The organism is Paenibacillus etheri (assembly GCF_001012825.1).
GTDB classification, from domain to species: Bacteria; Bacillota; Bacilli; order Paenibacillales; family Paenibacillaceae; genus Paenibacillus_AQ; species Paenibacillus_AQ etheri.
This window is the reverse complement of record NZ_LCZJ02000018.1, coordinates 117,484-141,268: the sequence shown is the minus strand read 5'-3', so window position 1 is coordinate 141,268 and position 23,785 is coordinate 117,484. Positions and strand designations below refer to the sequence as shown.

Annotated in this window: 20 protein-coding genes and 2 pseudogenes; 3 read left to right on the top strand and 19 right to left on the bottom strand. The window is 45.6% G+C overall.

Translation table 11 applies throughout. The features are described from left to right. Positions 1-16 precede the first annotated feature (16 nt). The 9 genes from UQ64_RS06110 to UQ64_RS06070 form a co-directional block, all read right to left on the bottom strand. Positions 17-1,507, bottom strand: a complete 1,491-nt coding sequence (locus UQ64_RS06110; protein ID WP_060622598.1) for an MFS transporter — start codon at positions 1,505-1,507, stop codon at positions 17-19. A 261-nt stretch (positions 1,508-1,768) separates the two neighbouring features. Next, positions 1,769-2,302 (bottom strand): hemerythrin domain-containing protein, encoded by a 534-nt coding sequence (locus UQ64_RS06105; protein WP_060622597.1) that lies wholly within the window; start codon positions 2,300-2,302, stop codon positions 1,769-1,771. A 23-nt stretch (positions 2,303-2,325) separates the two neighbouring features. Beyond that, the gene (locus tag UQ64_RS06100; RefSeq protein ID WP_060622596.1) at positions 2,326-2,973 is read right to left on the bottom strand and encodes a response regulator transcription factor; all 648 of its coding nucleotides are present in this window, start codon (positions 2,971-2,973) and stop codon (positions 2,326-2,328) included. Between the two features lie 7 nt (positions 2,974-2,980). Further along, on the bottom strand, positions 2,981-4,045 hold the full coding sequence (locus UQ64_RS06095) for a sensor histidine kinase (protein ID WP_060622595.1): 1,065 nt from the start codon (positions 4,043-4,045) through the stop codon (positions 2,981-2,983). Then, on the bottom strand, positions 4,045-4,503 hold the full coding sequence (locus tag UQ64_RS06090; RefSeq protein ID WP_060622594.1) for a GAF domain-containing protein: 459 nt from the start codon (positions 4,501-4,503) through the stop codon (positions 4,045-4,047). The genes UQ64_RS06095 and UQ64_RS06090 overlap by 1 nt, the downstream gene beginning before the upstream one ends. Positions 4,504-4,554: 51 nt before the next feature. Next, entirely contained in the window at positions 4,555-5,241 is a 687-nt protein-coding gene (gene narI / locus UQ64_RS06085; RefSeq protein ID WP_060622593.1) for a respiratory nitrate reductase subunit gamma, read from the bottom strand. Further along, positions 5,238-5,804, bottom strand: a complete 567-nt coding sequence (gene narJ / locus UQ64_RS06080) for a nitrate reductase molybdenum cofactor assembly chaperone (protein ID WP_060622592.1) — start codon at positions 5,802-5,804, stop codon at positions 5,238-5,240. Before narJ ends, narI begins: the two co-directional genes overlap by 4 nt. Beyond that, positions 5,797-7,368, bottom strand: a complete 1,572-nt coding sequence (gene narH, locus UQ64_RS06075) for a nitrate reductase subunit beta (protein WP_060622591.1) — start codon at positions 7,366-7,368, stop codon at positions 5,797-5,799. Before narH ends, narJ begins: the two co-directional genes overlap by 8 nt. Then, positions 7,358-11,032, bottom strand: coding sequence for a nitrate reductase subunit alpha (locus UQ64_RS06070; protein ID WP_060622590.1), 3,675 nt, complete (start codon positions 11,030-11,032; stop codon positions 7,358-7,360). Before UQ64_RS06070 ends, narH begins: the two co-directional genes overlap by 11 nt. Positions 11,033-11,421: 389 nt before the next feature. On the opposite strand from UQ64_RS06070, the gene UQ64_RS06065 reads away from it, so the two are divergent. After that, entirely contained in the window at positions 11,422-11,841 is a 420-nt protein-coding gene (locus UQ64_RS06065) for a hemerythrin domain-containing protein (protein ID WP_060622589.1), read from the top strand. Positions 11,842-12,117: 276 nt separating this feature from the next. Here the strand turns inward: UQ64_RS06065 and UQ64_RS06060 are convergent, their stop codons facing one another. The 3 genes from UQ64_RS06060 to UQ64_RS06050 all read right to left on the bottom strand — a co-directional run bounded on the left by UQ64_RS06060 (position 12,118) and on the right by UQ64_RS06050 (position 13,821). Then, complete coding sequence (locus UQ64_RS06060; protein ID WP_060622588.1) at positions 12,118-12,513, bottom strand: DUF488 domain-containing protein; 396 nt, start codon at positions 12,511-12,513, stop codon at positions 12,118-12,120. Between the two features lie 180 nt (positions 12,514-12,693). Continuing rightward, positions 12,694-13,005, bottom strand: coding sequence for a cyclic-phosphate processing receiver domain-containing protein (locus UQ64_RS06055; RefSeq protein WP_060622587.1), 312 nt, complete (start codon positions 13,003-13,005; stop codon positions 12,694-12,696). 39 nt (positions 13,006-13,044) lie between these two features. After that, entirely contained in the window at positions 13,045-13,821 is a 777-nt protein-coding gene (locus UQ64_RS06050) for an RNA ligase family protein (protein WP_060622586.1), read from the bottom strand. A gap of 499 nt (positions 13,822-14,320) precedes the next feature. Between UQ64_RS06050 and UQ64_RS06045 the strand changes: the two genes are divergently transcribed. Next, a complete protein-coding gene (locus UQ64_RS06045; protein WP_060622585.1) occupies positions 14,321-16,063 on the top strand; it encodes an ABC-F family ATP-binding cassette domain-containing protein in 1,743 nt (580 codons plus the stop codon). 141 nt (positions 16,064-16,204) lie between these two features. On the opposite strand, the pseudogene UQ64_RS32780 reads toward UQ64_RS06045, so the two are convergent. Next, positions 16,205-16,354, bottom strand: a pseudogene (locus UQ64_RS32780) (IS3 family transposase); the annotation flags it as partial. A gap of 445 nt (positions 16,355-16,799) precedes the next feature. Here UQ64_RS32780 and UQ64_RS06040 point away from each other — a divergent pair. Next, on the top strand, positions 16,800-18,074 hold the full coding sequence (locus tag UQ64_RS06040) for a stalk domain-containing protein (RefSeq protein ID WP_060622584.1): 1,275 nt from the start codon (positions 16,800-16,802) through the stop codon (positions 18,072-18,074). Between the two features lie 74 nt (positions 18,075-18,148). Here UQ64_RS06040 and UQ64_RS29895 read toward each other — a convergent pair. The 6 genes and pseudogenes from UQ64_RS29895 to ahrC form a co-directional block, all read right to left on the bottom strand. Then, positions 18,149-18,337: pseudogene (locus UQ64_RS29895) on the bottom strand (GMP synthase (glutamine-hydrolyzing)); the annotation flags it as partial. A gap of 403 nt (positions 18,338-18,740) precedes the next feature. Next, entirely contained in the window at positions 18,741-19,022 is a 282-nt protein-coding gene (locus tag UQ64_RS29890) for a site-specific integrase (RefSeq protein WP_245237903.1), read from the bottom strand. Positions 19,023-19,239: 217 nt separating this feature from the next. Further along, positions 19,240-20,055, bottom strand: a complete 816-nt coding sequence (gene spo0A / locus UQ64_RS06035; protein ID WP_060622583.1) for a sporulation transcription factor Spo0A — start codon at positions 20,053-20,055, stop codon at positions 19,240-19,242. Between the two features lie 199 nt (positions 20,056-20,254). Next, on the bottom strand, positions 20,255-21,367 hold the full coding sequence (spoIVB, locus tag UQ64_RS06030) for a SpoIVB peptidase (RefSeq protein ID WP_082651002.1): 1,113 nt from the start codon (positions 21,365-21,367) through the stop codon (positions 20,255-20,257). Positions 21,368-21,505: 138 nt separating this feature from the next. Continuing rightward, complete coding sequence (gene recN, locus UQ64_RS06025; RefSeq protein WP_060622581.1) at positions 21,506-23,233, bottom strand: DNA repair protein RecN; 1,728 nt, start codon at positions 23,231-23,233, stop codon at positions 21,506-21,508. Between the two features lie 66 nt (positions 23,234-23,299). Next, positions 23,300-23,749, bottom strand: coding sequence for a transcriptional regulator AhrC/ArgR (gene ahrC, locus UQ64_RS06020; protein ID WP_060622580.1), 450 nt, complete (start codon positions 23,747-23,749; stop codon positions 23,300-23,302). Between the last annotated feature and the right edge of the window lie 36 nt (positions 23,750-23,785).

Genomic DNA, 23,785 nt, shown 5'->3' with positions numbered 1-23,785 from the left:
AAAACGGTTCATCCGGTTATTTCTCCGTAATATCGCTGAATGTGCCTACATACCGGACATCTTCGCCGGTCTCATCCTTCACAGCGCTGATATTCAGCCACTGCAAATACTCTTCCCCGCTCTTGCGCTTGTTCCAGATCTCACCCTGCCACATCCCCTTCTCCCTGACCTCGCTCCACATTAAGCGGTAGAACTCCTTGGATTGGCGACCTGACTTCAGAATGCTGGGCTGTCTGCCGAGAACTTCGTCTTCGGTATAGCCGGTGAGCTTCGTGAATGCCGGATTGACGGTCTTGATGAGACCGGAGACATCCGTAACCAGAATCCCCTGTCCGGTAGAATTGAACACTTCAGAGGTAAGCGCAAGCCGGTCCTGAAAATAGAGCCACACTACCAGTACCAGACTGGCCAGCGCTACCTGAGAGAGCAGCATGAACCCGATGGAATATTGCCCTGTAGCCGAATAAATCACCGACAGCATAATAGGAGGGAAAAAGCCGCCCAGGCCGCCCATCATCGATACGATCCCGTTGGCGACACCCGCCTGCTTATTAAAGTACAGCGGGACTAATTTGAATATGACTCCGTTACCGATTCCCGCACTGAACGCAATAGCAAGGCAACCCACTGTATATAAGCCCATGTCAGGCATAAATGCCAGGATGATAGCTGCAACCGTATAAATACTGAATGTGCCGGTGAGCAGAAACAAAGGCTGGAACTTGTCGGCAAGCCAGCCGCCTATCGGACGGAAGAAGGTCGCAACGGCAATGAAGCCGGCTGTGCGCATCCCGGCATCCACTTTTTCCAGACCGAAATTCGAAACTAGAAAGTTCGGCAGATAAATAGTGAAGGCAACGAAGGAACCAAAGGTAATAAAGTAGAACAAGGAGAACAGCCAGAGCTTTTCATTTTTAGACACGCCCTTGATCTGTTCAATAATCGGTGTTTTGAGTTTAGGCTCATGACGATCGCCGAAGAAGAAATTTAATGCGATAAATACCAGTAACAGGATCAGATACATTTTAACCGCAGGTGCCCAGCCAATCTGTGCGGCCACAATCGGAGCCGAGAAGGTAGTGACAGCAGTTCCGATATTCCCGATCCCGTAGATTCCGTTGACCAGACCATGCTTATCTTTGGGGTAATACTTCGGCAGAGAGGTCACACCTACCGAAAATACGGCTCCGCCGATTCCTAGGAACAAACCTCCGATAATTAAATGAGTAACCGAGGAGGCTTCACTGATGAAGTAGACCGGAAACAAAAGCAGGATAAAGCTGCACATAAAAATAATGCGTGCTCCCAGAATGTTTGCATAATAGCCTAAAGGAATCCTTAGAATAGAGCCGAGCACCACCGGAATAGCCGTGACCATCGCCAGCCGCCCCGGAGGAATGCTGATATCCTCGGAAATAAAGGGCATCAGGGAAGAGATGATCACCCACACCATGAATCCAGTAATCAAGTTTAATGTTTGTAGCGGCAATTGCATTTTTTTAATCATTCGACTCACCTTTTCGCCGTTTATTCTCTTGATTATTCATACCAATACTTCCTGTACTCATTGTATCCGCCGGTCCCACGGCTCAGATATAGGGGAGTCCCCTTTCCCTGACAGGGGAAACCCTGAAAATAAAATAAACCCACATAGCGGAGCCTTGCTCCAGAACTTATTCACTCCTGTCACAAACGAAACATAATACCTTATCTACTCTCTTAAAAAGACCAAAAAAGGCTGCCCCAAGTAGGAGCAGCCTGTTCATTGTCACGTAATGAGCGTATTCAGTTGTTGGCTTAACCGTTCTTTGTCTTTCGGACTCAGCTGATGCTCGGCCATCGGGTAAATGACAGTCTCTTCTTTGAGAAAATGTACCATCAGAACTTCAAAAGCCTCCCCTGCATCCTTAACAGCTGCACGGATATCCTCAAGCGGCAGCAGATCTATATTTATATTGCCCTCTGTGTGATGCAGGAAATGCCTTATATATCCGTCAATCTCGCGGTGCTCCTCCTGGATGCCGACCAGCGGTCCTTGTTCAAAGCCGATATAAGTGCCCAGCAGCGGAAAGAAATGTGTTTCTTCCTTCTCAGTGTGCTTCTTCAGCGGATCAGTAAACTCCAGAATTGCCTTACGCAGCTTATGAAGCTGTGTTCTGGCTTCTTCCAGAGCGAGCTGCTCCTGTTCAAACCAGAGTACGAGAGCATGCCACTCTTCCAGCAGAAAAGATAAATAGCGGTGTTCATTCTCAAGAATACGCATGGCGGGCATCGTAAACTTGAGCCCTGTATATTCCGGCATCCTGCTATACCTCCATTTGCCGGTCAGAAATCCAGCATTTTTTTCCTTAAAGCATACTCGACCAGCTCCGGTCTGCTTTTAAGGTTTAACTTCTCCATAATTTTCGCTTTGTGGGCTTCCACCGTTTTTACTGAAATAAACAGCTTCTCTGCGATTTCCTTGTTCCCGTATCCCTTGGCGATAAGCGGCAGGATCTCCAGTTCCCGTTTGGACAACAGCTCAAACAGATCCTCTGTGCCGGCGGATTTGTCCTGCTTAATAAATTCACGGACCAGCGAGGTCGCCATCTTAGGATGGATATAGGTGCCACCTTCATAAATGGTCCGAATGGCCAGCAAAAGCTCCTCGTCTGGGGCGCTTTTGAGAACATAACCGGAGGCCCCATTCTTCAATACATGAAAGAGGTATTCATCATCGTCATGCATCGTCAGAATCAGGATTTTGGTATCGGGATAATCCTCTTTAATCTTCCCGGTTGCCACCAGCCCACTTTCGCCCGGAGGCATGCTTAAATCCATAATCAGAATATCCGGCCGGAATTTGGCAACCAGTATATAAGCTTCCCTCCCGTCTGCCGCCGCTCCGATCACTTCTATATCATCCTGAAAATTGAGAATCATGGAGAACCCGCTCCGTACGATCGCATGGTCGTCTGCAATGACGATCTTCATCAGAAGCTCATTCCTTTCCTCGGGATAATCCTACTGGTACCTGCAAAAGAATTGTTGTACCCCTGCCTATTCCTGAATCTACGGTGAAGGTGCCGCCCACCAGCTCCGCCCGTTCCTGCATGCCAAAAAGGCCAAGTCCGGTTCCATTGGGTTCGCCTCCCTGAATGAAGCCTGTTCCCTCATCCTTAATCAGAAGCCGCAGCACACCGTCATTCTCTGTAAGAGATACTTTGACGCTGTCTACCTGGGCATACTTCAGGGCGTTCAACACAGCTTCCTGGCACACACGGTACATGACGGTCTCAATCTCACTCTCATACCGTTTATCTAAAAGCCGGGACTCATATTCAATTATTAGGCCATAGCTTTGTTCCATCCGCTTAAAGTGTGACCGGAATGCTGCCTCCAGCCCGAAATCATCAAGTGCAGCCGGCCTGAGCTCCACTGAAAGGTTGCGGATATCATTCAGTAGCCTTGTCATGGATACTTCGGTCTGCTTCACCTTCTTGAGCAGCTGTTCATCGGCTGTCATATATTTGAGCACCCGCAGATCAATCACGGCACTCATCAGCTCTTGGGCAACGCTGTCATGCAGTTCACGGGATATCCGCTTACGTTCATTCTCCTGCGCCTCAATGATATGCTTCATCATCTTGTTCTGGTAGAACTTCTCTTGTGTCGTGAACTGTCTGCTTAGATCCCTGAGCATAAACACTCTGATACCATTCTCGTCATCTATCGTGTGAAAGGTAGCGGCATACGGGACAATCCCCTTATCTTTCGTCTCCAGATAGACTTGATAAGAGGTAAACTCCTCTGAGTCCGGTGTATGAAAGTAACAATTAAGACATGTGCGGAGCTCCGTCTCACTAGTGTATCCCCGGCAGGTCCCGCATAGTGCCTCCGGATTTCCCTGATACAACTGCTTCAGGATATCCTGGTCAACGATGTTCTCGGCAGCCGGATTCAGCGCCAGGGCTTTCCCTTGCCGGTCAAAAAAGAACATCGCCTCCGAGCTGTTCTCAAACAGCTTCGTCATGAGCAGGCTCCGCAGATCCATTCCGGGTGTCATCAACTGAGCAACAATTCCTTCCCGTTCAAGTCTCCAATCCCCTTACGTGCTGCCCTGTCCAGGTCTCTCAGCATTTCAGCGGTTACCTGCCGTTCACCCCTGAAACCGCCCAGAAGCACGCCTGCGACGCGGGCATCATTCCACACCGGTACAGCACCAATGCTGTTCAAATTCTCCATCTTAGTAATGGGATAATTAAACAAGGTATCAGGCTTCACATCTTTCTGCACAGAAGGGATTAAGAACGGTTTGCCGGTCTTGAACACGATGCCTGCAATCCCTCTGCCAGATTGAAGTACAATCCGTTTGTAACGGTCATTTGTGTTCCCTGAGGCGTATTTCCACCGGATGACATAGTCATATTCCGCCGGTTCAGCAAGAGCCAGCGACATGAAGTCATATCCTAGAGCTACGCGGATCTGGTCAAGCTCGATTTGGTAATCCACCTTATTTATCATCGTTTTCTCTCCTCATTTGAACAGGGAAAGAAATTCACCCGGCTCTTTCCGTTAATTCGATTTATTTCTTCTGTATAGGATATAACTTCTGCCTATATAATTCAACGGAACACTCCATACATGGACCAGCCGGGTGAACGGCCAAAAGGCAAAGATCGCAAACCCTGAAAGGATGTGAAGCTTGAAGGAAAACGGCACATCACTCATCAGTGACGGGTCCGGACGGAACATGAACAGGCTGCGGAACCAGACAGAAATTGTATCGCGGTAGTCAAACTCAGGCTGTACGGCATTCGTTACTATGGTAGAGTACATCCCCATAAACACGATAAACAGAAGGAGTGAGTTGACGATCAGGTCCGATGCACTGCTGAGCCGGCGGACATTCTTAAGCGTAAAGCGCCGAGAAGTCAGAATCAGCATCCCGAGCAGTGTGGCTGCACCGAAGATTCCCCCGATGTATACCGCGCCGATGTGGTAGAGATGATCACTTATGCCGATGGCCTCGAGCCATGATTTCGGAACAGCGAGACCGCCAATATGGCCCAGGATAACCGGCATAATTCCGAGATGGAACAGAATGCTGCCGAATTTGAGTTGTTTTTTTTCAATAAATTCACTCGATTTGGCCGTCCAGTTAAACTGATCCTTACGGTAACGGAAAATATGACCGCCGATAAAGACCACCATACACATGTAGGGGAAAATGACCCATAAAAACTGACCCAACATATTCATTGATTCAGGGCCTCCTGTTCAGCACAAGCTTTGAATGTTTCGCGCAATCCCTTGACCAGATGGAAATAGGGACTTTCGTTTCGTTCCAGAGCCTTGACCAGATGATACGTACCATCTTCAAGAATCGCTATCAGCATCCGGAAATTCTCCGGCGCTCCCGGGACTTCCAGCCACTGCGCGGCATATAGAAATTCACACATAAGCGGCAAATAATCAGGTAGTTCTCCCTCCGGCATTTCCAGATTGAACATTTCGTACAGAAGCTTCAACTTGGCGAGCATTTGCCCCCGTTCCTTGGCCTCCTCAAATTTGAAATAGGTCATATACAGGGCGCAGTCCTTCTGAAAATCAAATGTAGCGGCATACCTCTCCTGAATCTCATCCAGGCTGAAGCTCTGCATTTGCTTCCAATAGGTATGCACATGGGCATAACCCGGATGTGTGCTGTCAAACGCCTCTTCCAGAAAAGCCGGATGAAAGTCCAGCTTCTCCGGGTACATGAGCTGCAGGGCGAAATAACCGAAGGATTCCTTGTAATCATGCAGTTTAATCAGATCAATCACGCCAAATCCCCCCGTAGAAATTCTCTTCATACATTTCCTTGCCGGTCTTCATCGTGTCGCCGGCAGAGCTGGCAGGTCCGCAGCCGTCACAGCCGGAGCCGGAGCCCATATCGCCCATCCCGTTTCCATAACCAGCCGAGCCCTGGGCACGATAAGGGTTCATGTGCTGCTCCTTGTGGGAGGTTGGGATCACGAAACGGTCTTCATAGTTGGCAATCGCGAGCAGCCGGTACATTTCCTCTGTCTGCTGTGCGGTCATATCGACACGTTCAAGACGGCCAGTGTCGAACCCTTGGCCTGAGGATTTAGCGCGCATGTAGGAGCGCATCATGGCCATCCGCTGCAGGGCTTCTTTGACGGTCTGCGTATCGCCTGCGGTCAGCATGTTCGCCAGATACTGGATCGGTGTGCGCATCTCTTCGATGGCCGGGAAAATCATATCGGGATTCTTCAGCGAATCTTTACCTTCAAAATAATTCATGATCGGGCTAAGCGGCGGCACATACCACACCATTGGCAGTGTGCGGTATTCCGGGTGAAGCGGGAAGGCCAGCTTGTGCTCAATCGCCAGCTTATAGACCGGTGAGTTCTGGGCTGCCTCCAGCCAATCCTCAGAGATACCGTCTTTTCTCGCCTGGGCAATGACTTCCGGATCATGCGGATTCATGAACAGATCACATTGTGCTTTGTACAAATCTTTCTCGTCTGGGGTAGATGCGGCATCAAGAACCTTGTCGGCATCATACAGCAGAACCCCGAGATAGCGGATCCTGCCTGTACAGGTCTCGGAGCATACCGTAGGCAGACCTGCTTCCACACGCGGGAAACAGAAGGTACACTTCTCCGCTTTGTTGGTCTGCCAGTTGAAATACACTTTTTTATACGGACAGCCAGTCATGCAATATCTCCAGCCGCGGCAGGCTTCCTGGTCGACCAGAACAATCCCGTCTTCATCCCGTTTGTACATGGCACCTGAAGGGCAGGAGGCGACACAGCTTGGATTCAGGCAGTGCTCACAGAGTCGCGGCAAATAGATCATGAACGATTTCTCGAAGTTGAATTTAATTTCTTCCTCGATCTTCTGGATATTCGGGTCAAGCGGGCCGGTTACATGCGCTCCCGCCAGATCATCCTCCCAGTTCGGTCCCCATTCCAGATCCATTTTCTCGCCTGTTACAGCAGAATGAGCCCGCGCCACCGGGGAATGCTTTTGTTCCCCCGCATTCGTCAGATGCTCGTAGTTATAAGTCCACGGCTCATAATAATCCTTCATCTCCGGCATGTCGGGGTTGTAGAAGATTTTGCCGAGCGCAATCTTGGACAGCTTATTACCGGATTTCAGCTCCAGCTTCCCCTTGCGGAGCTGCCAGCCGCCTTTGTAGAGCTCCTGGTCTTCCCAGCGTTTCGGATAACCGATTCCGGGCTTCGTTTCCACGTTATTGAACCACATATATTCCGCACCCTTGCGGTTCGTCCAGGTCGTCTTGCAGGTCACGCTGCAGGTATGGCAGCCGATGCATTTATCCAGATTCATTACCATTGCAACTTGCGCTTTAATTTTCAAGCCAGTTGACCTCCTTCATTTTGCGGACGGCTACGTAGACATCACGCTGGTTGCCGATCGGACCATAGTAGTTAAAACCGTAGCTGAGCTGTGCGTATCCGCCGACCATCTGGGTAGGCTTCAGATGAATACGGGTAGGCGCATTGTGGCTTCCGCCGCGCGTATCCGTAATTTCGGAACCCGGTACTTGAATGTGCTTGTCCTGGGCATGGTACATAAACATGGTGCCTCTCGGCATCCGGTGACTGACCACCGCGCGTGCAGTTACGACACCGTTACGGTTGTAGACTTCGAGCCAGTCATTATCCGCAATGTGATGTGCCGCAGCATCCTCATTATTGATCCACACGGTTGGACCGCCCCGAAACAACGTCAGCATGTGCTGGTTATCCTGATAGGTCGAGTGGATATTCCATTTCCCGTGCGGTGTCAGATATCTCAGAACCAGAGAATCCTGTCCACCCTTCACTTCCTTGTCACGCGGTCCGAAGACCATCGGAGGCAGCGTCGGCTTGTAGACCGGAAGCGCTTCGCCGAACTGCTGGAAGATTTCATGGTCAATGTAGAAATGCTGTCTTCCCGTCAGCGTCCGGAACGGAACGAGACGTTCAATATTCGTGGTGAACGGGGAATAACGCCGTCCCTGCTTGTTCGAACCGCTGAATACCGGGGTCGGAATGACTTCGCGAGGCTGTGCGGTAATGCTCTGGAACGTAATTTTTTCGGCTGCCCGGTCTGCCGAGATATCCCTCAGCTCTACACCTGAATCCTTCTCCGCTGCAGCATAAGCCTTCTGGGATACGCGGCCGTTGGTGGCTGAAGACAGATGAAGAATGGTATCTGCGGCCTGACGGGCGGTTAGCAGCTTCGGCAGCCCGTTCTTGATCGATTCATCGTAATGCACGCCGCTGATCTTCTTGAGTTCCTCGTATTCTTCAGCGACAGAGAAGCTGATGCCATGCGCGCCTGCTTTGCCGGTTGCCAGATTCGGTCCGAGTGAAGTGTATTTGTCATGAATCTGGGTGTAATCCCGCTCCACAATCGTGAAGTTCGGCATGGTTTTACCCGGGATGGCCGGGACTTCGCCCTTGGCCCAGTCTTTGACCAGACCCATCGGCTGCGAAATTTCGCTGACTGAGTCGTGTCCCAGCGGTGACATCACAACATCCTTATAGACGCCGGGCAGATGCGACTTCGCCATCTCGGAGAATACCTCTGCCAGCTGGCGGTAAATATCCCAGTCCGACCGGGATTCCCACAGCGGATTAACCGCCGGATTGAACGGGTGAACAAATGGATGCATGTCAGTTGACGACAGATCTGTTTTCTCGTACCAGGTTGCGGCCGGCAGCACGATATCTGCATAGAGCGGTGTTGTGGTCATCCGGAAATCCAGAGCAACCATCAGATCGAGCTTACCTTCGACATCCTCACGCCAGATAATCTCTTCCGGTTTCTGTTCTTCATTCGGCTCGGCCAGCAGACCGTCGGAAGCTCCGAGCAAATGCTTCATGAAGTATTCCTGCCCTTTGGCAGAGCTTGAAATCAGGTTCGAGCGCCAGATAAACAATGAACGGGGGAAGTTTTCCGGTGCACCCGGATCTTCCACGGCAAAACGTGTTTTCCGTGATTTGATCTCTTCAACGGTGTGACTGATAATCTCGCTGTTAGTCTTCTTGCCTTGCTGCGCAGCTTCCTCGGCGAACAGAAGACTGTTCTTGTTGAATTGCGGGAAGGATGGCAGCCATCCGAGACGGGCAGCCAATACGTTATAGTCAGCCGGATGCTGGTAAGCTACATCCCCTCCAGTCGGCGATTTCAGTGAATCCGTGCCGCTCTCCTCATAACGCCATTGCTCTGTTGCGAAGTAGAAGAACGAAGTCGCGTTCTGCTGACGTGCCGGACCTTGCCAGTCCTTGGCAAAAGCAACCGTTGACCAGCCTTCGATCGGACGGCATTTCTCCTGGCCAACGTAATGCGCCCAGCCGCCGCCGTTGACACCTTGGGAAGCGGTCAGCACCACTAGATTCAGAATGGAACGATAGATGGTATCACTGTTGAACCAGTGGTTAATCCCTGCGCCCATGATGATCATAGAGCGTCCACCCGTATCAATCGCATTCTGGGCAAATTCGCGGGCAATCTGAACGACGACACTCGCCTTCACCGTCGTAATCTTCTCCTGCCATGCCGGGGTGTAATAAGAGGATTGATCCTCGTACCCCTTGGCGTTAAAAGGACTTTCTATACGTGCGACGCCATACTGGCTCATCATCAGATCATATACTGTGGCGGCAAAACGTTCTGTACCGTCGGCGAGCCGTATTTTGCGGGCTGGAATCACCCGTCTGAAGGTGCCGTTGCCGGCATTATCGAAGTACGGGAACACGATTTCCGTCCACTCTTCCCCGTGGCCTTCGATAGTCAGGGCAGGTTCCACTTTACTGCCGTCTTCCCGCTCGAGGATCAGATTCCACTTCTTGCCTTCCTCCCAGCGCTGCCCCATGGTACCGTTCGGAACCATCATCTCACCAGCTGCCTCGTCGAAGATTACCGGTTTCCAGTCTGAGTGCTGGGAGTTATCTCCAAGATCACTCGCCCGCAGGAAACGTCCGCCTTTAAGGGCATCCTCATGGGGGTCAAGCAGAATCAGGAACGGCATATCTGTATATTGCTTCGCATAATTCAGGAACATCGGCTCCTGACGTTCCTGGTAGAACTCTTGCAGGATGACATGCGTCATGGCCTGGGCAAGCGCTGCGTCCGACCCTGGATTCGGGGCCAGCCAGTTGTCGGCGAATTTAACATTCTCTGCGAGATCCGGTGCGACCGACACAACTTTGGTTCCCTTATAGCGTACTTCAGTCATAAAGTGGGCATCCGGTGTCCGTGTTAGCGGTACGTTAGAGCCCCACATCATCAGGTAACCGGCGTTGTACCAATCCGAAGATTCTGGAACATCCGTCTGCTCGCCCCAAATTTGCGGCGAAGCCGGAGGAAGATCGGCATACCAGTCATAGAAACTGAGCATTTGACCGCCTAATAGTGATATGAACCGAGCCCCGGATGCGTAGCTGACCATGGACATGGCCGGAATCGGTGTGAAGCCGGCGATGCGGTCGGGACCGTATTTCCGGATCGTGTAGATCAGCTGGGCCGAGATCAGCCGCAGCGCGTCGTCCCAGGCCACACGTATATGTCCACCTTTACCACGCGCCTTCTTGTACTGGCTAGCCTTCTCGGGGTCTTCAACAATACTGGCCCAGGCATCGATGTAATTGTCATGCTCCTTCAACGCCGTTTGCCACAGCCGCCACAGTTTCCCTCTAATGTACGGGTATTTCACGCGCAATGGACTATATTCGTACCACGAGAAGGTAGCTCCGCGGGGACAACCGCGCGGTTCAAACTCCGGCATATCCGGCCCGCAGGAAGGATAGTCGATCTGCTGGTTCTCCCAAGTGATGATTCCGTTCTTCACAAACACCTTCCAGCTGCAGGAGCCTGTACAGTTGACTCCGTGAGTGGTGCGCACTACTTTATCGTGAGACCAGCGCTGGCGGTACATATTCTCCCAATCTCTGTTTTTCTCTTCAAGAATGGACCAGTTTCCGGAATAGCTTTCAACCGGTTTAAAAAAGTTAAGGCCGAATTTCTTCTTCATCGATCAAGAACACTCCTTTCAAAATTTATTCAATTAATACCATTATGGATCTACCCGGCCGTGCTTCCCATTAGGGAAACACCTATTGAACCTCGGGAATTCCCTTGATCTGAATAAAAAGAAAAAAGCCTTTCCCACTAAGGAGAAAAGCTGTGTTCTTGCCAGGTATCTTGCAGGCAGGGAATTCCATAAGGGACTTCCCTCTTTATGGTCCGGGGAACTCCTTAGCGGGAATTCCACTGTAAATTCGTGTGCTATACTGGCAAGTGGAAACGGCTTTACCGTCCTTTTTGGAGGACGGTACCGTTTCAGCGAGAAATTAGAAGGATCATTTATCATGTGAAACATATAAAATCTTATATTTTCGAAAAACGGGAGGATGGAGCAACATGCCAGGACCCTCACTACGCCAGTTGCATGCCCACCATGCCATACATCAAGGCGGGCTCTCCGGCGCTGTAGCCAAGACCGAAGAAGTGGAAGAACTGCTGGAAGCCAAGGAATTCGAAGTGGCGCGTCAGGCTGCCGAACATCTAATTGAGTACTGGGAGACACGGATTATCAGCCATGCTGACGCGGAGGAAGACGGGTTCTACCAGGAAATGGCCGGGAAGAATCCTAACCTGCAAGACACAGTTCTCCGGCTTACACGTGATCATGAATTATTGCGGATTATAGTAAAAGATGTCAAAGCATTGCTGGCGGAAGAAGGCCTCACGCCGGAGGTGCTTCACCAGTTCCACGCGCTGCTGGTTGTGAACGCGATTCATAGCCGGGATGAAGAACGTCTTCTGTTTGAGGAGGCGTGACCTCATTTCTAGCTTGCAGGATGGCACGCAAATCAGCTTTGTTAATCAGTAATTCTTGCAGCATGTATTCGCCCAACAATGGAAGCGATGATTGGCGAACTGCCTAGGCTCGGGATGAAAGAAGAGCAGATTCATTACGAGTTTTTCGGACCGGCACTCCAATTGAACAACAATTAGATTTGTGAATCTATTCACCCAGCATTTAATTTTTTTTAAAAAAAAGCACACGGGCCGCCTTCCATATCCTTAACGATTTGGGGGAGGTCTGTGTGCTTTTTAACGGGAAAGCAGCCATTTATATAATACGTTCGCATGATTATGTATTGGGTCCTTCGCAGCATAAACCAGCGTAACATCCTGTTTGAACACCCGTTCACTGATTGTCGCTGCAAGTCTCCCGCGCGCCGGATCTTCCTCCAGTTCCCGAATATAACGGTCACTGAAAGCCGCAAAACGCTCCGGCATGTGGCCGAACCATTTGCGCAGCTCCGGGCTTGGAGCAATCTCCTTCATCCATTCGTCTATTGATGCCTGCTGTTTCGATATTCCGCGCGCCCACAGCCTGTCTACCAGTATCCGGTACCCGTCCTCCGGAGCCGCCGGCTCATAAATCCGCTTCAGACATATAGAGTACGGGTGCTCAACTGACTTCCGGCAGGAATGCTCCAACATTTAGTATCCCTCCTGGTATCTTTACTGGAACGGACCGTTGTCCAATTGCTGTATCGAACGTGCGGACTGCTATTCCAAAAGAGCGATTTCTTAGTACACTGAATATACCATGGAACAAATTTCCCTACCAAGGACAGTCAGCCTGGAAAGAACACGGTACCGTAACAAGATGATTGCCGATTAAATCCTATTTTCATTTATAAAACCTCTGCGTTGAGCAGCCAATAAGGTCTCGTACATATTTCTTCTACCTACAGGATTATCAGTATGATGATAAATCTTATTCGCCCTTAAACCATGCTCACAAAAGCATTTCACAAAATCATACCCATTCTTTAGTTCAAATCCCTCGGCGTCTTCACCTAAATCATGATCAAGAGTACGGATATTTACTTCATTATTTTCGAAAAGTTTAACAGCGTCTTCAAATGTTCTTGCCAAGGTAAACCCTTCTGGACAGTCTCGTAAGTCATCAAGATAAACATTTATCATATCGAACCTCAATTTTTGACAAAAAGTTTATTTTCCCTATTACTTTCTAAACAATCTTTCATAATCTTCAAACCGTATTTTTCTAATTTGTTTACGATCAGTTGTTCTAACAATGATTCCTTCTGATTTGCCTGTTGAGTCGATTCCTACTTGAGTATTTTCGAATCTTTTTAAATAAGAATATGTACTCTCAAGAGAAGTTGGAAAGTCGGAACCCTTTATGGTTTCAAGAAGTGGTGCGGACTGCAAATCCATGCTTTCAATAAATTTTTTCTTCTCAATTTCATCATAAAATGGTTGATTTCCGTGATCACGCCACACCGCAATTTTCTCCTGCGATAACTCAAGAAGTCTATATAATTCATCCTTATCCAAGGAGAACACATCAAATACACGATAACCTTGAGTTTTTCTTTCAGAATAGTTCTTGGATGCTTTAGTTTTCCCTCCATAAGATTCCTGATAAATTACGGTTAATGCCCAGTCACCCTTAGGGAAGATATCAGCAATTACTTTTTCTGCTAACGGTTTAAGAAATTCCGCAATGTTCCCATAAGGATTACCGATTCTGTCTCCTTTTGCATATAACAATTCTTCTCTGGAACCAATTAGATAATCAACTTCGTTATCATCATTTTTTAATAAAATGATCCTTGAATTTTCACCATCTACTTTTTCGTAAACAAAAACATCGTCTAATTCTGCGAAGCCTCTTGACTCCGTTAAAACATCATTTAACCGACCTCGTTCACCTAATTGATGATATGTAAGAATGCTTGGGTACTTTGTTAAAGAATTAATTTTCTTTAAATCCATAAACTATTCTCCCACTTTCAAATTCATCACTTTATAAGACTCTGTTCTTATAAACATAAACCAAAGATAGTCTATGAATATTTTACCATAACAAATATGATAGTAAGAAATTTTTGAGTCTGAAATGGATTAAAGAACAAAGAAGCTAACCCACAATATATGAATTAACTTTTAAATTAAAAATCCGCCATTCAAAATCAGTCATAATAAACACTTCTTTATCATGGCTCATGGAGTCGATGATGCCGCCTAGAGACGTAAGGATTTAACTATAATTCAAACCATATACTTTTCCCATCCCATTAGGTATTTATAGGTTTTACGACTAAAATTTATTGGTCTGTGAATAATGTATTATCAGATGATTTTGACACCTTTAATTCGAAATGATTGATGTTAGTTGTAAACAATGTTACTCTATCAACGGTAAACTCAAAATCTATGATCTTCAATCCTTCAATTCATATTCACTAATTTAGTTATAAAGAAAGGTAATACTATGATAAAAGTTGATAACTTATCCTTCGCATTCCCGCAAAAAGAACTATATAAAAACATTTCATTTACGCTTGAAGAAGCACAACATTGCGCTTTTATAGGAACAAGTGGCAGTGGTAAAAGTACACTGATCGATATACTGATGGATCCAGAAAAATATTTGTTCGAAGGCAAGCTAGAAATTGACCCAACCTGCAAAATTGGGTATGTAAGTCAGTTTTCGCAACTAGACAACTCTAAAGAAACAACCGTTTTTGAATATATAGGAGAAGAATTTATTAAGATACAAAATGAAATAACAGCTATTCTCACTGAAATGGAAACATCATCAGATATTGATTCATTACTTGAAAAGTATCAATTAGCTCTAGATGCCTTTGATTTAATGGATGGAAATGATTTTGAAAGCAATATTAATAAGAAACTAAATTTAGCCAACCTTTTGAAGCTAAAAGATGCTAGGGTATCCGACCTAAGTGGTGGGGAATTCAAGCTTATTCAAGTGATGAAGGAAATGCTGACTAGTCCAGACTTAATGATTATGGATGAGCCCGATGTATTTTTAGATTTTGAAAACCTAAATGCACTTAAAAATCTTATTAATGCTCACAAAGGAATATTGCTAGTTGTTACGCATAACCGTTATCTATTGAATCATTGTTTTAACAAAATTATACACCTTGAAAACATGGAGATCCAAGAGTTCGATGGGCGATATATTGAGTATAACTTCTCATTACTTCAGACGAAAATTGAGTTACAAGAAATCGCAGTCGCTGAACAAGAAGAAATTGAGAGATACGATAACATTATTGATAATCTTAGAGCGATCGCAACCTATAATTCAGAAGCATCTAGAGGGAGAGCGTTAAAAGCTAGGGTTAAGTTTCAAGAAAGATTGGAAGCGCGAAAAATTAAAGCGCCATTCGTTGATATTAAGCAACCGAAAATCAGTTTTAGTGTGGACAATGAAATTGAAGAAGACATCATTGTTTTAAATGTGGATAATTATAGTGTTTCCTTTGATGAGTTGATTTTAGAAAATGTTAGCTTTGAGATGAAACCTACAGATAAAGTAGCCCTTATCGGTCCAAACGGTACCGGGAAAACGACTTTACTCCGAGATATCTTTAAAAATAATCATGATTCAATTGAAATAAATGCTGATATTAAAGTGGCTTATCTTTCTCAGCTTCAAGACGAAGTGCTTAAGGATTCTAATACCCTACTAGAAGACTTCATCGATGCTGGGTTTGCAACTTATGACGAGATTAGAGCACATCTTTCAAACTATGGCTTTGAAGGAGAAATTCTTAATCAAAAGATAGAATCTTTATCTGGTGGAGAAAAAAATATACTGCAATTGGCTAAAGTTTCTGCTAGCAAAGCAAACTTATTGCTTCTTGATGAACCGACAAGCCATTTAGACACCTATACACAAATCGCACTGGAGAAAGCCATTGAAGACTATAAAGGTGCGATTCTCATGATTTCTCATGATTTCTATTCTGTAGTAAATGGTATGGATTATGTATTAATCATTGACGATAAGACGATTAGAAAAATGAGTATGCGAAAATTCAGAAAGATGATTTATGCCAGTCATTTTGATAAAGACTATTTAGAAAATGAACAAAATAAAAAAGCAGTTGAAACGAAAATAGAATTGGCTTTAAAAGACAATAATTTTGAACTTGCAAAAGGTATGGTTGATGAGCTCGAAGAGCTGATTAAGCTGCTTTAAAAATTACAATCCTCTGGTGGAAAAGTATAAACAAAAAAGACACTGATGAATGAAGTGCTCCCTGTCAAGTGGACAGTGTAAAAAACAAAAATAGTTAGTTTAGATACCTCAGTTCGTATTGCCAGAGCTGAGGTATCTTCGTTATGCAGCTCGTCGGTATTCGTTAGGTGACAAGCCATCCAAACACTCTGTGTAGCGGTAATTATTGTAGTAGTGAATATATTTACTAACCTCTGTGAGGACATCATCATAGGTGTCATACTTTGTAAGATAATAGCTTTCTGACTTGTAAGTACCCCAAAAACGTTTCGTCTAGCTTCAACGTTGAGTGGTAGTGTACGTTCTTTATTGCCATTACCAGAACGAACTAGCAACGAGCCTTTACGGTCGCTTACATCAACGTCTGAGCGGTCTCATACCACTAATTCTGACACCCTGATACCAGTCATGAGTAGGGTCATAAGAATAGTATAATCTCGCTTATTGCCTGTACGGTCAATATCTCTAATCAGCTTATTACGTTCAAGTTTATCCATTGTTTTCGGTGCTTGTCCCTTTCACTTACGCTTGGTATAAGTCTGAGAGAAATCTTCTTGTTTCTGGCTTATGCCATTGGGGCTTCGACATGTTTATCTTCTTGTTTGCGATTATAGTTGGAAATTAGCGCATTTACAAATCCCTCCAGGCAGCCGATATATATATATCGGCTGTTATTATATGGATGGAGGTTTATTAGATGTGTATTCTAAGAAAAACAACCGCAGCGCTGCTTACTTTGCTCGTGTCGATTGCCAGCTTTACAGGTATAGTAACAGCATCAACATCAGCATCAATATCAAAGAAGTTATCCGTTGATGTTATAAGCAATTATTCGAGCCTACTCCCAGGCCAGAGTGTCATGGTGAGCGTCAAGATTTCGAATATTCCCTCCGATCACAAAGGGCTTCGTTCTGCTAAGATTGCTGTAAGCTATGACGAAAATGTATTTTCATCAGAGGATAACATTCGATTCGATAAAGCTCTTGGGAAATACATATGGAGAGATGATAACTTTTTCATTCCTTCCAAAACTTTTGAGACTGCTGATTATCATATCGATAATCCATATCCTGAAGATTTCAACCCTGCCGATGGCAGGAAGGAAGTAGTTCTGTCTATGTCAGCTCTAAATAGCAAAATGATCGACTCAACGGCTGATGAAGCGTTTATCTCTTTTTCCCTAACGGTTAAAAATGAGGTCAAGATCCAGAATACACTAATCAATATTGTATCTGAGGGAACTATGCTACAAGATACCACGGGAGCCTCCGTTCATAGCTATGGCACAATCTCTAAGCAGCTTCTTGTTGGTGCTCCCACTCCCAAAAGAATTGAAATCGTTCGCGGAACGATCTCGCCATCCTCTGATCCATTCAAACTAATTGTAAATAACGGCTATGAATTAAATGCGCTAGCTATCTTCGATAATGGGGACACTGCATATGTAACCGAGCAAGCTTCTTGGGAAACGACGGATCCACAGGTTATTGCGACCTTAGGTCGGGGGAGTCTTCAGACAATCGGATTAGGAAATGCTTCAGTTATGGCTACTTTAGGTACTATGACTGGCAAACATGAGGTTAGGGTATACCTGGCGAATGCACCTGAATTAATTGAAAAACCAGTAGTCTACTATGGCATCCAAACCAAAATCCCAAATGAGAAAAGCTTTGCAGCAGCTAAAGTCGTTCAAATCAAAGTGAATGGAAAAACCGCGGAACCCGGAAGATTATTTGATAGCGCCGTGTTCGTTCCACTGCGATCTGTCAGCAAATTGCTAGGAGTAGATACAGGCTATGACAGCATCAAAAAACTACCAACAATAGATGGAAAAACAATAGCAAATTGTTATACATTTTCAGGGGTATCATACATTATAGCTCGCAATCTTACCTCATTGCTTGGGGCTGATATGCAATGGGATAAGAACAAAACAACCCTGATGATAACAAGCTCTGCAAAAAAACAATAATCGTTAGACATAAAAAAGTGCCCTCCTTCATTGCCAAATAGGCAATAAAAGAGGGCATTCGTTTAATTATCAGTCTATTCCCACTCAATCGTTGCAGGTGGTTTCGAGGTTACATCGTAGACGATGCGGTTTACGTTCTCTACTTCGTTAACGATACGTACAGAAATCTTCTCAAGCACATCCCACGGAATACGTGCCCAGTCTGCAGTCATACCATCGATGGAAGTTACTGCACGAATACCTACGGTGTAGGAATACGTACGTTAATAGAGTGAATTACTATTCAATTATTGCGTTATCTTTGTATATCAATTGTAGCGGGTGAAACCAGTGATTTCAACTAGAGATTACAAAAAAGAGGTATAACTTACTACAACGTTGCCACCCTATTCACTGGCTAATACTTTCGATCTATTCATGCCATTCCAGTTCAACAGGTAAAAAAGGGAGTCGCTATGTGTACCGATAATAGTCACCCACACGCTACTATATATTTATAGAGGTTGGGTGACTGTTCTTTATCCCGTTAGATCAACTAGATCATTCTATCGTATCGTTAAATTTCACTCATGGATCGCTGGCTGGATGTGCTATGCCCCTAACCGTATAAAGGTAACCCTGTTTAGATATAAACCACCCCCCAGTGTACCTATAAAAAAACCACTCTTACGAGTGGCTAGTCCTTGAATATCTAGACGTTGATATTTCTGAGTTATAGTCTTTTCTACTTTCTGGATGGTTGTTATGATTTAAATTAGAAGTGGTAACTACTGTGTATTTACCCCTCTCCCTTAAATACTTGATGTAGTGTCTCATATGTCCCGTTTGAATTTTCTTGACTTCTTCGATTTGAAATTCACTTTTTAGATACAGCATAAAAAGCTTTAATGTCTGCTCGTAGCTAGCAAGCGTCTTTCGAGATAAGTTTTTGGAGGAACAATAAAGCATAAAGTTGTCTAACTGAAATTCAATGTCTGTCATAATAAAAAATACCGCCCTTCATTGGATTTTGGCAAACCCAATAAATAACGGTATTAGTTGGTATGATACATAGAAGTTTATCGGTATAGAATCCCTGATTTCAGATATTTATAGGCAAAATTGTTTTAGAGTAAGTCACTTCCAGCAACCCACAATCCCTTACCACGCACTGCCCCTAACCCTTTCAACTAACCTTATGCTCAATCCGCAGCTTGTCAGCTACCATGGCAATAAATTCCGAGTTAGTAGGCTTGGATTTGGAGATATTAATCGTATAGCCGAATAGATGGCTGATGGAGTCGATGTTGCCACGGGTCCAAGCCACTTCAATCGCATGGCGAATCGCGCGTTCTACGCGTGAAGGCGTGGTCTTGAATTTCTCTGCTATAGCTGGATAGAGCGTTTTTGTAATCGCACCAAGAATCTCGATATTGTTATATACCATCGTGATCGCTTCGCGCAGGTACTGATAGCCCTTGATATGTGCTGGAACACCGATTTCATGGATGATTGAGGTAATATTAGCATCAAGATTCTTGCCCTTCGTAAGCGGCACTACATTCGATCTGGACATCGACGAATAGTTGTACATGTTAGAGGATGAGCTCATGCTGCCTTGGACTCCGACAAGTTGACGTACACGATTTGCCAGGACCTCCATATCGAACGGTTTCAAAATATAATAGGATGCACCAAGCTGTACAGCTCTTTGAGTGATGTTCTCCTGACCAAAAGCGGTCAGCATGATGATCTTCGGTTGAGGATTCAGATCCATATCACGCAGACGTTCCAAGACACCTAGACCGTCTAAATGTGGCATGATGATATCAAGAATAAGGACATCGGGAACTTTACGTGCTTCGCTTAGCATTTGAAGCACCTCTTCACCATTGTAGGCGATACCCGTTACCGTCATATCTTCTTGTTCAGAAATGTATTCGGAAAGCAAATTCGTAAATTCCCTGTTATCATCGGCCAACAACACTTCAATATTCTGCACTGGCTACTTCCTCCTTAATTATATCTGCTATTCGAAAATAACATTTTTTTCTTGTCTTATAACATTTTCGACATGGACATTGAATTCCCTTCTGTCGAAAATTATTTTTCTTTATTTTTTTTCTGGCATGGATTATAATTAAATATTTTATTTCAAAGTTCGATGATCTTCGTAATCCTTCGACAAAAAAATCTTAAGGCTAAACCGCCTTAAGATTTAATGGATACCTATTCTCCTGTAGAGTTACACCAGAATCCTTAAGCATCCATTCGATGAAGCAACCATAACCGGACTTAGGATCATTTACGAATACATGCGTTACTGCACCGATGAGCCGTCCATTCTGCACGATTGGACTTCCGCTCATCCCTTGAACGATACCACCTGTCTTATCGATCAGTCGCGGATCTGTGATACGAATGACCATACCCTTTGTCGCTGGTGTCTGCTGGTGTGCCACATGAATGATCTCAACCTTAAATCGTTCCACCTGCTGCCCATCTACAACGGTAAGAATTTCAGCAGGACCTTCCTTGACTTGATTACTCATTGCCACAGGAATAGGTTCTTTATAAAGACTATGCTCGGGATTATGATTCATTTTACCAAAGATACCAAAATCCGTGTTACTCTCCACATTACCAAGCACTTGGCTTTCTTTCAAGAAATGAGCTCGTTTCTCACCCGGATCGCCATCCTGGCTTTTAGAAATCGAAGTTACACTGGATTGGACAATATGACCGCTGCCAACAACGATTGGAGTTCCTGTATTCATGTCCGTAATCACATGCCCTAAAGCTCCATAAACCCCCTGTTTCGGGGCATAAAAAGTTAACGTGCCGACACCCGCTGCAGAATCTCGAATGTACAGGCCTAACCTCCAGACTTTGTCATTAATATCATACGCGGGTTTTAGCTTGGCTGTATGCTCTTTACCAGCGCGTTTAAAGACAATCGTCAGAGAATTATTCGCTTTTCCAGCACGATCCACAAGCTTGGCTACCTTAGACAACTCGTCCAACTTCTCTCCATCAATGGAGATCATCAAATCACCTGGCACCAAACCGCTGATCTCACCTGGGGAAAGCTTGGATTTCTCGGATACTTCAATCAGATGATGTCCTACAACCAGAACGCCTGCTGATTTCACCTTTACTCCGATCGTTTGACCTCCCGGGATCACCTTCAGTTCCGGTTTCATTCCTTGCGCAATCACCTTGGCAGGTTCACTGTTCAGTGGTGCGGCAAAACTTTGGTGGGTTCCCGTTATGCCCGATAAACTAAGAAAGAAGGCAAATAAAAGGCCTGGCATTAACTTCCTGAGGTTAGGCTTCAATGGCTGTCACGCTCCCTTTTGCTTCTTTCGCTTGACGAAAAAGGTGGTCGCCAATTGCGTACCTATAAGATAACCTTGCCCCCAGGCTTTTATTACTGTCAATCATTGTTCCGCTTAGCTTGTTGCAGCCTTACTTGCCTCGGCCAAATTAAGCATTTCCTGCGAGTGGTGCAATGTTTTTTCGGTAATTTCCACCCCGCCCAGCATTCGGGCCAGCTCCATTACACGTCCATCGTTCGTTAGGGATTCCACTTCCGTCATGGTTCTTCCATCCTCAACCTTTTTCCGGATTAAGTACTGATGGTCAGCCATACAAGCCACCTGCGGCAAGTGAGTAATGGAGAACACCTGACAAGTGGAAGACAGCTTATACAGTTTATCCGCGATGGACTGGGCAGCTCTGCCGCTGACACCAGTGTCCACTTCATCAAAAATCAGAACTGGAATTGCATCATGACGCGCAAAAATACTCTTCATTGCCAGCATAATACGCGACAACTCACCACCCGAGGCGATTTTGCCAAGAGGTCTTAACGGTTCGCCAGGGTTAGGGGAAATCATAAACTCCGCACTGTCGATCCCTTGTCTTGTGAGACGAATACGCCGACCCTTATATTCAACGCCACGTGGGTCCTCCAGCGTATCCAATTTAACTTGTAGTGAGGTTCTTTCCATCTGAAGATCTTTAAGCTCACTCTCCACTTGCGTGGCCAAATCAGATGCACAAATCTTCCGTGCTTCACTTAATTCAGTAGCTGCTTCCATCAATACAGATAACAATGCATCTCGTTTGGTCGTCAGTTTCTCCAGATATTCATCTTTATTCTCAAGCAGATCGGTTTCCCGATGGATTTGTTCATAATAAGCCAGAATCTGTTCTACACTATCTCCGTATTTACGGCGGAGTCCCGTGATTAAATCAAGACGATTCTCGATTTCTTCGAGTCGCTGCGGGTTGAACTCGATCTCTTCTCGGTAATCACGAAGCTGAAATGCAGCATCCTCCAACTGATAATAAGAGGACTGCAGCTGCTCAAGCACGGATTTAAGACCCTTTTCATCGTAACGAACCGCATCCTCGAGTCTGGAAATGACATTACCGATGGATTCTAAGCCTTGTCTATCGTAGAGAAGCTCATAAGCACCGGATACGGAATCCATCATTTTCTCACTGTGGGATAGTTTGACCCGTTCTTCAGCAAGTAATTCATCTTCTCCCGGTTTTAATGCGGCAGATGAAATTTCTTCTAACTGAAAGCGGTATAAATCCAGCATTTGATAAGCCTTCTGGCTGGATTCCTGCAGCTCTCGAAGCTCTTTCTCCACTTTCGCAAAGGCTGAATACTTTTCCTGATATACCGCTTTAAGCGGTCCGATTATAGGTTCTCCGTATGTATCCAGCAGTCCCAAATGTCGCTCTGCCTTCAATAAGTTCTGGTGTTCGTGCTGTCCATGAATGTTCACCAGCTGTTCACCAATTTCACGAAGCATAGTAAGATTGACCATCTGTCCGTTTACACGTGATGTACTTTTACCCTGAGAGGTGAGCTCACGGCGAATTATAAGATGCTCCTCACGCTGGGCCTCAATGCCAAGACGCTCTAAAGTATCCCAGACGGGATGACCGCTTGAGAGGCTGAAGAGCGCTTCCATCTCTGCTTTTTCACAACCGTAACGAATGGAATCCGCGGAGCCGCGGCCTCCGACAATCAGTCCAAGCGCATCAATTATAATGGATTTACCTGCCCCAGTCTCCCCTGTAAGCACATGGAAGCCAGGATAAAAATGCACATCTACCGCCTCAACGACGGCTAGATTGCGGATAGACAAGGTTTCTAACACTAATAGAGCACCTCCGAAAAGATGATAAGAATTTGAGAGAATGAAATTAATACTTCTTACAATATTTTAAGAAATGTAACCCATGATTTGTGAAATTACGGTCTTACTGTCCTCAGGCTGGCGGCAAATAATAAGAATGGTATCATCACCAGAGATGGTCCCCATAATTTGTGGCCAGTCAATATTATCAATCAGAGCTGCGACTGAGTTAGCCGTCCCCGGTAAGCATTTCATCACCACAAGATTAGCCGATGAATCGATTTGCACAAAATTATCCACCAGAACACGCTTCAACTTCTGTATTGGATTGTACCGTTGGTCGGTTGGAAGCGAATATTTGTATCTTCCATCATCCATAGGAACTTTAATGAGCAATAGTTCTTTAATATCTCGAGATACTGTAGCCTGAGTAACCTGGAAACCCGATTCACGCAAGGCTTCAACCAGCTCGTCCTGTGTCTCGATATCCTTATGCGTAATAATCTCGCGTATCTTAATATGTCGTTGTCCCTTCATTGTTGCCTCCTAAAAGTTTTGTAAGCAATGCTTCCT

What these genes read in the sequence shown, in the direction of transcription:
- UQ64_RS06110 (WP_060622598.1), bottom strand. Translation starts at nt 1,507, where the DNA reads ATGATTAAAAAAATGCAATTGCCGCTACAAACATTAAACTTGATTACT.
- UQ64_RS06105 (WP_060622597.1), bottom strand. Translation starts at nt 2,302, where the DNA reads ATGCCGGAATATACAGGGCTCAAGTTTACGATGCCCGCCATGCGTATT.
- UQ64_RS06100 (WP_060622596.1), bottom strand. Translation starts at nt 2,973, where the DNA reads ATGAAGATCGTCATTGCAGACGACCATGCGATCGTACGGAGCGGGTTC.
- UQ64_RS06095 (WP_060622595.1), bottom strand. Translation starts at nt 4,045, where the DNA reads ATGACACCCGGAATGGATCTGCGGAGCCTGCTCATGACGAAGCTGTTT.
- UQ64_RS06090 (WP_060622594.1), bottom strand. Translation starts at nt 4,503, where the DNA reads ATGATAAATAAGGTGGATTACCAAATCGAGCTTGACCAGATCCGCGTA.
- narI (WP_060622593.1), bottom strand. Translation starts at nt 5,241, where the DNA reads ATGAATATGTTGGGTCAGTTTTTATGGGTCATTTTCCCCTACATGTGT.
- UQ64_RS06070 (WP_060622590.1), bottom strand. Translation starts at nt 11,032, where the DNA reads ATGAAGAAGAAATTCGGCCTTAACTTTTTTAAACCGGTTGAAAGCTAT.
- UQ64_RS06065 (WP_060622589.1), top strand. Translation starts at nt 11,422, where the DNA reads ATGCCAGGACCCTCACTACGCCAGTTGCATGCCCACCATGCCATACAT.
- UQ64_RS06060 (WP_060622588.1), bottom strand. Translation starts at nt 12,513, where the DNA reads ATGTTGGAGCATTCCTGCCGGAAGTCAGTTGAGCACCCGTACTCTATA.
- UQ64_RS06055 (WP_060622587.1), bottom strand. Translation starts at nt 13,005, where the DNA reads ATGATAAATGTTTATCTTGATGACTTACGAGACTGTCCAGAAGGGTTT.
- UQ64_RS06050 (WP_060622586.1), bottom strand. Translation starts at nt 13,821, where the DNA reads ATGGATTTAAAGAAAATTAATTCTTTAACAAAGTACCCAAGCATTCTT.
- UQ64_RS06045 (WP_060622585.1), top strand. Translation starts at nt 14,321, where the DNA reads ATGATAAAAGTTGATAACTTATCCTTCGCATTCCCGCAAAAAGAACTA.
- UQ64_RS06040 (WP_060622584.1), top strand. Translation starts at nt 16,800, where the DNA reads ATGTGTATTCTAAGAAAAACAACCGCAGCGCTGCTTACTTTGCTCGTG.
- UQ64_RS29890 (WP_245237903.1), bottom strand. Translation starts at nt 19,022, where the DNA reads ATGCTTTATTGTTCCTCCAAAAACTTATCTCGAAAGACGCTTGCTAGC.
- spoIVB (WP_082651002.1), bottom strand. Translation starts at nt 21,367, where the DNA reads ATGCCAGGCCTTTTATTTGCCTTCTTTCTTAGTTTATCGGGCATAACG.
- ahrC (WP_060622580.1), bottom strand. Translation starts at nt 23,749, where the DNA reads ATGAAGGGACAACGACATATTAAGATACGCGAGATTATTACGCATAAG.